Raw genomic sequence first — 12362 nt, forward strand, 5'->3', positions numbered from 1 at the left:
CCGGGGAGATAATGTACAGTAATGTTTCTCCTTGGGAGGTAAATCATCATGACCCGAAATAAAGTCGAGATTTGCGGTGTGGACACTTCCAAACTACCCGTTCTGACGAACGTGGAAATGCGGCTTCTCTTCACATCGCTGCAGCAGCAGGGCGAACGATCTGCCCGAGAGAAATTGGTAAACGGCAATTTAAGACTGGTTCTAAGTGTGATTCAGCGGTTTAATAACCGGGGAGAGTTCGTTGATGACCTGTTTCAGGTAGGTTGTATCGGACTGATGAAAGCCATCGACAATTTTGACCTGGGTCAGAATGTGAAGTTCTCAACCTATGCTGTACCGATGATTATCGGTGAAATCCGCCGTTACCTGCGCGATAATAATCCAATACGGGTATCACGATCACTGCGCGACATTGCCTATAAGGCTCTTCAGGTGCGTGACAGTTTGACTAATCAGAATTCCCGGGAACCCACGCTGTTTGAAATATCGGAGGCTCTGGGTGTGCCAAAGGAAGATGTAGTGTTTGCACTGGATGCGATTCAGGACCCTGTGTCCCTCTTTGAGCCCATTTATCATGATGGCGGTGACCCGATTTATGTGATGGATCAGATCAGCGATGATAAAAATAAGGATGTATCCTGGATTGAGGAAATTGCTCTGCGTGAAGCGATGCGCAAGCTTGGACAACGTGAGAAGAGGATATTATCGATGCGGTTCTTTGAGGGTAAAACCCAGATGGAGGTTGCCGATGAGATCGGCATCTCCCAGGCGCAGGTGTCGCGGCTTGAGAAATCAGCAATCCAGCAGATGCAGAAACATGTGAAATCCTAACCTGCCGCACAACAGCAAGTCTTCGGGAATGTGGAAGACTTGCTGTTTTTGTCATGTGTCCAAGCCTTGCGCTCATATACTTAATAATACGTCTGAGGGTACAGAGGTGGCATATGAATCAGGAGTCGCTAGCGTCAGGTAAAAAAATGAAAATATCCGATTTTCAAGCTAAAGATGTCATCAATATTGTCGATGGCAGAAGACTGGGCCAGATCAGTGATCTGGAGCTGGATTTACGCAGGGGCGTGATTGAGGCCATCGTTGTTCCGGGGTATACCCGCTTTATGGGGCTGTTTGGCGGAGGAGCAGATCTTATTATACCTTGGCGCAATATCGTCAAGATCGGTTCGGATGTGGTGCTGGTCAAAATGGAAGAGCCGCGTGCACCCTTTCAGGAGGAGCCGCGGGAGACCATGTATCTGGAGCGCGGAGACCGCAGTGAGCGAAGTGAAAGGCGTACCCTTTAGCGGATACGCCTTTTTTTATAAAGAGCTGCTGATGGGGGGCCGAAGCAGTTCAGGTCTTCCTGGGGATACAGGGGAGGTTTCTCTTGTGGTACACTGAAGCGGAGGTGAGAAAGATGGAACCGTTTATGTTGAAGGGGGATAAGCCTCCTCTGTTTGTTTTGGAGCCGTGGTATTCACAGGGTACTCAGATAACCGCCGGTTTTACCAGCAGACAAGGTGGCATAGGGACAAAGCCCTACGAAAGTCTCAATTGCGCATTTCATGTGGGGGATGATCCGCAGGATGTACTGACCAACCGGCACATTGTAACGGACTACCTTGGATTTGAACTGGAGGACTGGACCTGCGGTGAGCAAACGCACGGCGTGAATATAGCGGAAGTAACGAGTGCAGACCGGGGACGTGGCAGTCAGGACAGAACTTCTGCATTTGCAGATACAGACGGGCTGCTGACCAATGTGCCCGGTGTGCTGCTGACTTCTTTTTATGCGGATTGTGTTCCGCTTTATTTCTATGATCCTGTCCGTTCAGTGGTAGGGCTTGCTCATGCAGGCTGGAAAGGTACTGTAGGGCAAATTGCAGAGGCTATGGTAAAAAAGATGGGTCAAATATACGGAAGCCTTCCACAGGACATCCTTGCAGCGATCGGTCCTTCTATCGGAGCATGCTGCTATGAGGTTAACGATCACGTGATGGATTATGTGCATCCGCTGGAGGATTCGCTGCGTAGAGAAGGTGCCGGTTCAGAAAGTCTATATACCCCGTCCGATAATAGTCCCGGCAAAAGCATGCTTAACTTGAAAGAATTGAATCGACGGATTATGATAAAAGCAGGAATATTGCCGACTCATATCGAATGTACAACTTGGTGTACAAGCTGTAACACGGATTTATTTTTTTCGCACCGTAAAGAAAACGGATCGACGGGAAGAATGACGAGCTGGATCGGAATAAAGGAGAGTTGAACATTGAACCAGGCACTGCAGCAGAGATTAGCCCGAGTAAATGAGCGCATTGAACAGGCCTGCGCAGTAAGCGGAAGGGATCCTGGTGAAGTGCACGTGATTGCGGTTACTAAATATGTATCACTGGATACGGTAGCCGGGGTGCTGGCAGTTCCCATGGAGCATATTGGCGAAAGCCGCTGGCAGGATGCCGAAAGCAAGTGGAAGCGACTTGGAGACCGTGGGACCTGGCATTTTATCGGGCATTTGCAGACCAACAAGGTGAAGGACGTTATCGGGAAATTTCACTATATACACTCTTTGGACCGGCTATCTTTAGCACAGGAATTACAACGAAAAGCCAAGGCAGCCGATATTAACGTCAAAGCGTTTCTTCAGGTTAATATCTCCGGGGAAGACAGCAAATACGGTCTGGCACCGGAAGAAGTTGCAGGATTTCTGCGGAGTATCGAAAGCCTTGACCGCTTGAAAGTTATTGGACTGATGACAATGGCCCCCTATGAGGAGGATCCGGAGCTTACCCGTCCAGTATTTCGTGGACTTCGCGAGCTCAGAGATGAGCTGAACCGGCTCGCGTTGACCCCTGAGCCGATAACTGAACTGTCGATGGGAATGTCGAACGATTACGAAGTGGCGATACAGGAAGGAGCCACCTGGGTGCGCCTGGGTACGGTATTAGTGGGTCATGAGGAGGGAATGTGATGGGTGTGATGAACCGATTTATGAACTTTTTGGGTTTGCAGGAGGAAGAAGAAATTGTAGAACGGGAGCAAATATCCCGCGATGAAGAAGAATACGAGCCAATTCCTGTAGAAACCCGTAAAAATCCGCGGGGAGGGAATGTTGTCAGTATTCATTCGCAAAAAAATGTGAAGGTTGTATTGTATGAGCCCCGTTCCTATGATGAAGCCCAGGAAATAGCGGATCATCTCCGCTCACATCGGACAGTTGTCATCAATCTGCAGCGCGTGCGAAACGAACAGGCTATGCGGATTATCGATTTTATCAGTGGTACCGTATATGCCCTTGGCGGAGGAATCTCTAAAATTGGGGGCAATATATTTATGTGTACACCGGATACGGTTGAAATCCAAGGCTCCATTACAGAAATACTGGGCGATGAACCAGACTACAACAGAATGAGGTGAACGGGCTTTGTCCCAAATTACATCAATTATCGGTATACTGTTTCAAATTTATTTCTACATGATTATCATTTACGTGCTTATGTCTTGGCTTCCCAATGTCCGTGAGAATTTCATTGGAGAGCTGCTCAGCAAGCTGGTAGAGCCTTACCTTTCACCATTCCGTCGGATAATTCCGCCGATTTTCGGTACGCTTGATATTTCTCCGATTATCGCTCTTATTGTTCTGCAATATGCGGAATATGGTCTGCTGGCGGTAGTGGATTACCTCCTCTAATCCTATGAAGAATGAAATTTATGGTCACTTTCACCCGGATGAACGGCCGTTTGTGGACAGAGCCTGGGAATGGGTCAGCAATGCCGGCGATTATCATGAAGTGAAATTGACGGATTTTCTGGATCCCCGTCAAGGATATATCCTCCAAAGTCTTGCGAACCGCCATCCGGATGTAGTCATCCGTATGGAAGGCGGGTATGCTGAAGCGGAAAGACGGCGGGCACTTATTGCTCCGGATTACCGGGAGCTGGATAATGAGGACATGAAGATGAAGGTGTTATCCATTACTCCCATTGAACAAAAGATTCAGGCACTGGAGCACAGTGATTATATGGGCTCTATCCTGGGACTTGGTATTAAGAGAGACAAGATCGGTGATATCCGGGTGCTCGAGGACGGCTGTCATGCCGTAGTGACTTCGGATATCGCCGATTATTTGGATATACATTTGAATGCGGTTCACCGTGTATCAGCAAGCACCGAAATTCTGCCGATATCTGCGCTGCGCGGCAGTGAATCGAGATTGGAGCTCATGGAGATCAGTGTCGCATCACTTCGGCTGGATGGCATTGCCTCCGACGTATGCCGCCTCAGCCGGAGTAAGATTCTTGCTCCAATCAAGGCAGGCCGTGTCCGGGTGAACTGGAAAGTCGAGGAGGATCCGTCCTTTGCTCTTAAGGCGGGAGACATGGTATCCATACAAGGATTCGGCAGATTCAAGGTAACGGAGATTGGCGGTTTGAGCAAAAAAGGCCGTTATCGTGTCCAAGTTGGGAAATTTGTATAAATTCTTTGCAGGAATCACCGTGTAATTGTCGAAATTCAATATTTCAGGCAGCAAACATTTCAGCACCATGACGCCGATAATTGTAGATGAAGCAGTAGGGAATGAATTAGACTGCAGCACATTTGTCCATTAGCCAACTCATGACGGCGGGGCACAAGAGGTCCGAAATTTCTAGGAGGTGCACAGCATGCCATTAACACCGCTCGATATACATAACAAGGAATTTGCCCATCGATTCCGTGGTTATGATGAAGATGAAGTCAACGAATTTTTGGATCAAGTCATTAAGGATTATGAAATCGTGATCCGTGAGAATAAGGAGCTGCACAATCAGCTTCTGACAATTCAAGAGCGTTTGGACCATTTCGTCAACATTGAAGACACCCTTTCCAAAACCATCATCGTTGCTCAAGAAGCAGCTGATGAGGTGAGAAGCAACGCGAAGAAGGAATCCCAGCTCATTCTCAAGGAAGCTGAGAAAAATGCGGACCGGATTATTAACGAAGCGTTGTCTAAATCGCGGAAGGTTGCCATAGAAACGGAAGAACTGCGCAAGCAAGCCTCCATTTACCGTACCCGGTTCCGGACGCTCCTGGAAGCGCAGCTCGAATTGCTCTCTAAAGATGATTGGGATGCACTTGAGAACCGTGAAGAACGCGAAGTTCGCGAAGGGATAATTTAATCCCTCAAGCATCCGTTATTTGCAAGTCCCGAAATGTCCCGGATGTTGACAATTACAGTCAAAGAAGCTATAAATAGAACATATCTGAACCAGTTATATGTTATTCGATGAAGGGACCAGTACTTCAAGGTCGTGTTCCCCAGAGAGTCGGCGCTTGCTGAAAGCCGATGTCCAGACCCTGACAGGAAATCTTCCCCTAGAAGCAAGGCCGAAGCGTTAATTCGTGCGTAAGCTAAGCCGTCTGCCGGACGTTACACCGGATTCGAGATGAAGTTTATCCCGGAACTGAGATTGTGCCCATACATTCAGAAATGTGAATGTCACTGTGCATGAATTAGGGTGGTATCGCGAGCATCTGCTCGCCCCTTTGGGGCGGGGGATGCTCTTTTTTGCGTACAGCGTTGGCCATCCCCCTAAATCCCCCTTCTTAAGGGGGACCCCGAGGGCCAGCCCTCTGGACACCCTGAATTTTGTCGTATGCCCGGCAGCGCGTAAATCAGCTATGGCGAGGTAACCCTCGCCCTGCCGCGAGCGGCAAGCTCAACTTCGAGCTACGAACCCTTCTGTAATCGCGACCCGCGATCCCCGAAGGGGCAGCAATAGCGAGGGTCCTTGGGCTGACGGGGCGAAGCCGTCAGCCACACACGATGAATGTAAGGTCCCGCAGGCGTACCCGATAGGGCAGCCTAAGAAGGACCGCTCTACGCGCCGAACAAATTTTTAACCGTCCGCCATCGTCCCTCACCCCGTCGGGTTTTAAGTTGCGGGTGTCCAGAGGGCGGCCAGCCCTTGGGGTCCCCCTTGGCGAAGGGGGATTTAGGGGGATCGAAAAAGGTTTAAAGATGAAACCCAGAAAGGATTGACCAGCATGCAAAAAGTAGATATCAAAGAAAAAGCGCGCGACAGAGATGTCCGCATCTTGAAGAAATGGAGCGACGAGGATACGTTCCGCAAATCCATGGAGAACCGGGAGGGACGTCCGAACTATGTGTTCTATGAAGGTCCTCCGACAGCCAATGGAGCGCCGCATATCGGCCACGTGCTTGGGCGCGTAATCAAAGACTTCATCGGACGGTACCAGACGATGAAGGGCTATCGTGTAATCCGTAAAGCCGGCTGGGATACTCATGGACTTCCGGTTGAGCTTGGTGTGGAGAAGCAGCTTGGCATTTCCGGCAAACAGGAGATCGAAGCTTACGGTGTAGAAAAGTTCATTCAGAAATGTAAAGCAAGCGTCTTTGGTTACGAGAAGCAATGGCGTGAATTCACGGAAGCAATCGGATACTGGACGGATCTGGATAATCCGTACATCACGCTGAACAATACCTACATCGAGAGCGTATGGAACATTTTGGCCACCGTTCATGAGAAAGGGCTGCTGTACCGCGGTCACCGCGTTAGTCCGTACTGTCCGAGCTGTCAGACCACACTCAGCTCGCACGAAGTGGCGCAGGGCTACAAAACGGTTAAGGATCTCAGCGCGACTGCGAAATTCAAGCTGGATGGAAGCGGAGATTACGTATTGGCGTGGACGACCACACCTTGGACCCTTCCGGCTCATATGGCCTTGGCAATGAATCCGGAGATGGATTATGTACGCGTGCAACAGGAAGACGGCGTGTATATACTTGCTAAGAATCTGGTGGAAGAGGTTATGAAGGGCGAATATACGATTCTCTCTACACACAAAGGTGCTGAATTTGTTGGTCAGACCTATACACCTCCATTCACTTATATCCAAGCGGAGAAAAGCAACATCATCGTGGGTGCGTCCTTTGTTACGGATGCCAGCGGTACAGGGATTGTGCATATGGCTCCGGCACATGGTGAAGATGACTACAAAGCCTGCCGCGAGAATGGAATCAGCTTCGTGAACGTGGTGGATGCTTCGGGTAAATATACGGAGACTGTCAAAGATTTTGCCGGACGTTTCGTGAAGGATTGCGATCTGGATATCATCAAAACCCTTTCGGAGCAAGGGCTCCTGTACAGTAAAGAAAAATACGAGCACAGCTATCCGTTCTGCTGGCGCTGCGATACACCGCTTCTGTATTATGCAACAGACAGCTGGTTCATCAGCACGACATCAATCAAAGATCAGCTTATCGCTAACAACAACAGTGTGAACTGGTACCCGGGCCATGTTCGTGAAGGCCGCTTCGGTAAGTTCCTGGATGAACTGGTAGACTGGAATATCAGCCGGAACCGTTACTGGGGAACCCCGCTTAACGTGTGGGTGTGCCAGGAGACAGGTAAAGAATATGCTCCGCACAGCATTGCTGAACTAAGAGAAATGGCTACCACTGAGGTGCCGGAGGATATCGAGCTGCATAAACCGTATGTAGACGAAATCAAGCTGCGCAGCCCGTTCAAGGAAGGCGCGGAAATGGTGCGTACCTCTGAAGTGATCGACGTGTGGTTCGACAGCGGATCGATGCCTTTTGCGCAAAGCCATTATCCGTTCGAGAATGCTGATAAGCTGGAGGATCAATTCCCTGCTGACATGATCTGTGAGGGCATTGACCAGACGCGCGGCTGGTTCTACAGTCTGCTGGCAGTATCTACATTGTTTAAAGGAGTTGCCCCTTATAAAGCGGTTATCGCAACCGGGCATATCCTGGATGAAAATGGACAGAAGATGTCCAAATCCAAAGGCAATGTCATTAACCCTTGGGACATCATGAATGAATATGGTACAGATGCGTTCCGCTGGGCAATCCTGTCTGACAGTGCTCCGTGGAACAACAAACGTTTCTCCCGCAGTCTGGTGGGTGAGACCAAATCGAAGCTTGTCGATACGCTGGTGAATACACACGCATTCCTGACGTTGTATGCTGGCATCGACGGTTACGATCCGGCAGCACATCCGTTCAAGTTGTCTGATCATAAGCTGGACCGCTGGATTCTCTCCCGCATGAACAGTTTGATCCTTCTTGTGGAAAAAGGTCTTGCTGTTAATGATTTTGTCAACACATCCAAGGCGATTGAGAACTTCGTGGATGAGCTGAGCAACTGGTATATCCGCCGTTCCCGTGATCGTTTCTGGGGCAGTGGTCTCGGCGAGGATAAACTTGATGCTTACCGTACGCTGACCCGTGTTCTGTTGACTACAGCGACGCTGATGGCTCCGTTCACACCGATGCTGTCGGAGGATATTTTCACAAATCTTGGCGGCGGAGAAAGTGTGCATTTGGCTGATTATCCGGTAGCAGACGAGAACCTCATTGATATGCAGTTGGAGCAGGAAATGGAGAGCGCAAGAGCGATTGTCGAGTTGGCGCGAAATGTGCGGAATGAAACGGGCATCAAGAACCGCCAGCCGCTGTCCGAGCTGATTGTGTCTATAGACCACAGCTTTGATACCGAAGGCTACGGCGATATCGTCAAGGATGAGATCAACATTAAGAACCTGAAGCTGGAGACCAGTGATAGTGGGTTTGTAGACTTCACACTGAAGCTGAACCTCAAAGTGGCAGGTAAAAAATACGGCAAAAACGTCGGCTTCCTGCAAGGTTTCCTGAAATCGATGGACAGCGACGCGACCCGTAAAGTTGTAACGGATGGGGAAGTTCATGTCTTGACTCCGGAAGGGGAAGAGCTGCACATCTCTGCCGAGGAACTGCTGGTAGAGAAACAGGCCAAACCGGGCTTTGCTTCAGCTTCCGGCTACGGTATTACCGTTGCGCTGAATACTGAAATCACGCCTGAACTTGAGCAAGAAGGCTGGGTGCGTGAGATCGTCCGCGCCATTCAGGATTACCGCAAACGCTTGGATCTGCCGATTGATAAACGTATCGCACTTACGCTGGAGGTTGATGATGAGCTGAAGGCAGCGGTTACGGCATTTGAAGACGTGATGCGTGACAATGTGCTTGTGACTACCATCGAATTTGGTGGAGACCATACCTTTGAATCCGTGGACGCTGGCGGCAAATCGATTGGTATTCATATCGGAGCCTAAGCTCTGATATTTATAGAGGCCCCTCCTAAAGCCAAGTGTGGCACGAGGGGCCTCTTGTATTGGATAACAGCTATCGGATCACGATGAAGCAGTGCATCAATGACCTGCAAAAAGCATATACTAGGCTCACAAGTATAACCGGAAGACTTCCGTTTATGCGGGAAATATAATCCCTTTTATATTTCGGCGCAAAATGACGAGCCCCGTGCTTCAAGAGAGAGGACTTTCATCCCTCTCTAAGCCGGGCTCGTTTACTTTGTGGCGGCGAGGGGAGAGGAGCGAAGTCGTGGAAGAAGATCAAAGGAGTTCGAACAAGAACAGGATATCTGTCAGAACATCACCAGAGAAGAACAGCCCGGTTGACAACAAACTTCCGGAGACCCGTGCTGATAAAGAACCTCAGATCTCAACTCAAGCAGATGAAATGACTTCTGAGGAGAAACTGAATGCCCTGTACCGGATTACAAACGGACTAGCCCAGCAAATGGAGAAATCAAGAATTGCCCAATATACAGAGCTTCTGCATTCACCATGGCGCTTGATCTGGCTGAATATATTGTCGGGTATTGCGAGAGGGCTTGGGATCGCGCTGGGATTTACTTTTTTTGCGGCTACCATTATTTATGTCCTACAGGTGCTTGGGGCACTTAATCTGCCGATCATTGGGGATTATATCGCTGACATCGTGCGGATCGTCCAGCATCAACTGGAGCTTAAAACTTTTTAGAATAGAAAAAAAGAGCAGCACGTGTGCTACTCCTGATCTTTCGTATCATCAGAGGCTAACAGGGCCTCACCTTCACCACGATCTATATAATGCTGATAGCTGGTCCCATGGACTACGGTAATATGGTTCCCGGTAATATCTGTAGCGATGAAATTCTCCCAAGGCTCGACAAATCCTTCGGTCTCATCGGCTTCAATCTCCATGTCATTATAGGAATCAATATTGTTACCCTCTGCCATTGCGGGTGAATTCGAGCTGCCCCAGCTTTCAACAATCTGCCAGGAATCCTCTCCGTCAAATCCGTTCTGATCGTCCTCATCATCCAGACTGGTTCGTCCAAAGGGTGGAGAGAGAAACTCTTCTTCCACAGGCCGGTTAAACGGTTTGACCCGCTGCGGAGTATACTCCAAGGAGTACCTGGTTGAAGGGATGGAAGACAAGCGTTCGAAGGGGATTTCCTGACCGCTTACCGCACAGATGCCATAGGTACCGTTATCCATTGCAGCAAGTGCCATAGCGATATCATCAAGCTCAAGTTCATCGCGCTCTACCAGAGAAATGTCCATGGAACGGTTAAAGAGGTCCGTAGCAACATCGCCCGGATGGTTGTCAATTTCAGAAAGCTCTCCTGTAGAGTCGCGCATGGAATTCTCGAGATCGTTATGTTCATTCTGCTTGAGTCTTGTTCTGATCTCGGATTGTTGCTCTTCGAGACGCTTTCTTAGTTCGGCAAGCTGCTGCGGTGTCAAATGGTTCATAAGGAGTTGCTCCTTCCTTCGTTCTAATGTGCCTTGAGTTAGCTTGACCCGTGAAGGGATATTTTAGCGCTGGAAAATAGTCTCCGGATTACCCATTGATGGAGCACCCGGCAATAGACGGGTTCTTGCGCGCTGTGCTACAATATACAAGTCTTTAAACAGTATTTGACCGCGAAAAAGCGGGAAAAATAAGAACGGAGTGACAACTTCTGTGGTGTACTATCTGCTAGCTCTTATCGTATTTTTGATTGACCAGGGAACAAAATATTTAATCGCTACCCGGCTGGAAATTACAGAACAGATTCCGGTGATCGGCAACTTCTTTTTGATTACATCTCATCGCAACCGCGGTGCAGCCTTCGGGATCTTGCAGGGGCAACAGTGGTTTTTCTTCCTGGTTACCCTTGTGGTAGTTAGCGGTATCGTCTGGTACCTGAATAAGGCAAGAGCAACACGGAAGCTGCTGCCTACTGCGCTGGGTCTGGTGCTCGGCGGTGCCATTGGCAACTTCCTTGACCGGATGCTGAATGGAGAAGTCGTGGACTTCCTGCAGTTTAACTTTGGCAGCTATACCTTCCCAATTTTTAATGTGGCGGATTCTTGTATTGTGATTGGGGTTGCACTTATTATTCTGGATTCGCTGCGTGATTTGAAGGGCGGAGAAGAAGTGGTGGAAGTGAAAGAGATCGAGGAAGCACAAGAGGGGAATGACTAAGTTGAACAAGGACGTCAATCAGCCCGCAGATTCCGGCTTCGAAGAAGAGAAAGACGTCACGGAGTGGACCGTTGCAGCAGAACATGCACGGGAGCGGATCGATAAGTATATTACGGAAGCCTGGGAAGAGGGAATATCCCGTTCTCAGGTACAATTATGGATTAGCGGCGGAAATGTTAAGGTAAATGGTGCACAGGTCAAAGCTAATTACAAGCTGTCCGAAGGCGAAGTGGTGAGCGTTACCGTACCTGAAACCGAGGCCACTGACCTGGTGGCAGAGAATATTCCGCTAGACATAGTATATGAAGATAGTGATGTTATCGTAGTGAATAAAAAGCGCGGTATGGTGGTGCATCCGGCAGTAGGACATCCTTCAGGGACACTTGTGAATGCGCTGATGTATCACTGCAAGGATCTTTCCGGGATTAACGGTGAGGTACGGCCCGGTATTGTCCATAGAATTGATAAGGATACGTCAGGACTGATTATGGCTGCCAAAAATGACGCCGCTCACGCCTCGCTCTCCGCTCAGCTCAAGGAGCATAGTGTGACCCGCCGTTATTTTGCCATTGTCCACGGGAATTTGTCTCATGACAAGGGTACGGTTGACGCACCCATCGGGAGAGATCCGCATGACCGCAAGTTGTATGTGGTGACGCAGAAGAACAGCAAGAAAGCCGTAACCCATTTTACTGTACTGGAACGCTTCGGCGATAACACTTTGGTTGAGCTTCAATTGGAAACGGGACGCACTCACCAAATTCGTGTACATATGAAGTTTATCGGACACCCGCTCGTCGGGGATCCCGTATACGGACGCAGTAAGGGAACAAGCATGGAAGGACAAGCCCTTCATGCTGCTGTACTTGGTTTTGTGCATCCTGCTTCAGGGGAATACATGGAATTCAGCAGACCGATGCCTGAGGATATGGAAGAGGTTCTGTTCGCCCTGCGCAGCAGATAAGTACAAATCAATCGGTATTTAGTCCATGGTTTTGAAGAAAGCTTTACGTCATATTTGAGAATATAAAGAACCGGGAGATGAGA

13 protein-coding genes are annotated in these 12362 nt (G+C 49.2%); 12 read left to right on the forward strand and 1 reads right to left on the reverse strand.

Annotated elements, in window-relative coordinates:
• The first annotated feature begins 48 nt into the window (after positions 1-48).
• From sigG to ACAN55_RS10100, 10 genes are all read left to right on the forward strand, one after another.
• Positions 49-831, forward strand: coding sequence for an RNA polymerase sporulation sigma factor SigG (gene sigG / locus ACAN55_RS10055; RefSeq protein WP_379131573.1), 783 nt, complete (start codon positions 49-51; stop codon positions 829-831).
• 113 nt (positions 832-944) lie between these two features.
• The gene (locus ACAN55_RS10060; protein WP_379131575.1) at positions 945-1298 is read left to right on the forward strand and encodes a YlmC/YmxH family sporulation protein; all 354 of its coding nucleotides are present in this window, start codon (positions 945-947) and stop codon (positions 1296-1298) included.
• 113 nt (positions 1299-1411) lie between these two features.
• Positions 1412-2263 (forward strand): peptidoglycan editing factor PgeF, encoded by an 852-nt coding sequence (pgeF, locus tag ACAN55_RS10065; protein ID WP_379131578.1) that lies wholly within the window; start codon positions 1412-1414, stop codon positions 2261-2263.
• 3 nt (positions 2264-2266) lie between these two features.
• Positions 2267-2965 carry a YggS family pyridoxal phosphate-dependent enzyme gene (locus ACAN55_RS10070; protein ID WP_379131581.1) on the forward strand — a complete coding sequence of 233 codons (699 nt, stop codon included), beginning with the start codon at positions 2267-2269 and terminating at the stop codon, positions 2963-2965.
• The gene (locus ACAN55_RS10075; protein ID WP_379131584.1) at positions 2965-3411 is read left to right on the forward strand and encodes a cell division protein SepF; all 447 of its coding nucleotides are present in this window, start codon (positions 2965-2967) and stop codon (positions 3409-3411) included. The genes ACAN55_RS10070 and ACAN55_RS10075 overlap by 1 nt, the downstream gene beginning before the upstream one ends.
• Positions 3412-3418: 7 nt before the next feature.
• Positions 3419-3685 carry a YggT family protein gene (locus ACAN55_RS10080; protein ID WP_379131587.1) on the forward strand — a complete coding sequence of 89 codons (267 nt, stop codon included), beginning with the start codon at positions 3419-3421 and terminating at the stop codon, positions 3683-3685.
• Positions 3686-3689: 4 nt separating this feature from the next.
• The gene (locus ACAN55_RS10085) at positions 3690-4472 is read left to right on the forward strand and encodes a YlmH family RNA-binding protein (protein WP_379131590.1); all 783 of its coding nucleotides are present in this window, start codon (positions 3690-3692) and stop codon (positions 4470-4472) included.
• Positions 4473-4659: 187 nt separating this feature from the next.
• Positions 4660-5154, forward strand: a complete 495-nt coding sequence (locus tag ACAN55_RS10090; RefSeq protein WP_379131593.1) for a DivIVA domain-containing protein — start codon at positions 4660-4662, stop codon at positions 5152-5154.
• Positions 5155-6022: 868 nt separating this feature from the next.
• Complete coding sequence (gene ileS, locus ACAN55_RS10095) at positions 6023-9115, forward strand: isoleucine--tRNA ligase (protein WP_379131596.1); 3093 nt, start codon at positions 6023-6025, stop codon at positions 9113-9115.
• A gap of 424 nt (positions 9116-9539) precedes the next feature.
• On the forward strand, positions 9540-9842 hold the full coding sequence (locus tag ACAN55_RS10100; protein WP_379131944.1) for a DUF5665 domain-containing protein: 303 nt from the start codon (positions 9540-9542) through the stop codon (positions 9840-9842).
• 26 nt (positions 9843-9868) lie between these two features.
• On the opposite strand, the gene ACAN55_RS10105 is transcribed toward ACAN55_RS10100, so the two are convergent.
• Positions 9869-10600 carry a TraR/DksA C4-type zinc finger protein gene (locus tag ACAN55_RS10105; protein ID WP_379131598.1) on the reverse strand — a complete coding sequence of 244 codons (732 nt, stop codon included), beginning with the start codon at positions 10598-10600 and terminating at the stop codon, positions 9869-9871.
• Between the two features lie 211 nt (positions 10601-10811).
• Between ACAN55_RS10105 and lspA the strand changes: the two genes are divergently transcribed.
• Positions 10812-11315 (forward strand): signal peptidase II, encoded by a 504-nt coding sequence (gene lspA / locus ACAN55_RS10110; RefSeq protein ID WP_379131947.1) that lies wholly within the window; start codon positions 10812-10814, stop codon positions 11313-11315.
• Complete coding sequence (locus ACAN55_RS10115; protein WP_379131601.1) at positions 11308-12279, forward strand: RluA family pseudouridine synthase; 972 nt, start codon at positions 11308-11310, stop codon at positions 12277-12279. The genes lspA and ACAN55_RS10115 overlap by 8 nt, the downstream gene beginning before the upstream one ends.
• The last annotated feature ends 83 nt before the right edge of the window (positions 12280-12362 follow it).

Origin of the sequence: Paenibacillus oryziterrae, assembly GCF_042610485.1 — a bacterium.
In the GTDB taxonomy this organism is placed as follows: Bacteria; Bacillota; Bacilli; order Paenibacillales; family Paenibacillaceae; genus Paenibacillus_AQ.

Excerpts from the sequence above, each read along its gene's own strand:
- sigG (WP_379131573.1), top strand. The coding sequence starts at position 49 with ATGACCCGAAATAAAGTCGAGATTTGCGGTGTGGACACTTCCAAACTA.
- ACAN55_RS10060 (WP_379131575.1), top strand. The coding sequence starts at position 945 with ATGAATCAGGAGTCGCTAGCGTCAGGTAAAAAAATGAAAATATCCGAT.
- pgeF (WP_379131578.1), top strand. The coding sequence starts at position 1,412 with ATGGAACCGTTTATGTTGAAGGGGGATAAGCCTCCTCTGTTTGTTTTG.
- ACAN55_RS10075 (WP_379131584.1), top strand. The coding sequence starts at position 2,965 with ATGGGTGTGATGAACCGATTTATGAACTTTTTGGGTTTGCAGGAGGAA.
- ACAN55_RS10085 (WP_379131590.1), top strand. The coding sequence starts at position 3,690 with ATGAAGAATGAAATTTATGGTCACTTTCACCCGGATGAACGGCCGTTT.
- ACAN55_RS10090 (WP_379131593.1), top strand. The coding sequence starts at position 4,660 with ATGCCATTAACACCGCTCGATATACATAACAAGGAATTTGCCCATCGA.
- ileS (WP_379131596.1), top strand. The coding sequence starts at position 6,023 with ATGCAAAAAGTAGATATCAAAGAAAAAGCGCGCGACAGAGATGTCCGC.
- ACAN55_RS10100 (WP_379131944.1), top strand. The coding sequence starts at position 9,540 with ATGACTTCTGAGGAGAAACTGAATGCCCTGTACCGGATTACAAACGGA.
- ACAN55_RS10105 (WP_379131598.1), bottom strand. The coding sequence starts at position 10,600 with ATGAACCATTTGACACCGCAGCAGCTTGCCGAACTAAGAAAGCGTCTC.
- ACAN55_RS10115 (WP_379131601.1), top strand. The coding sequence starts at position 11,308 with ATGACTAAGTTGAACAAGGACGTCAATCAGCCCGCAGATTCCGGCTTC.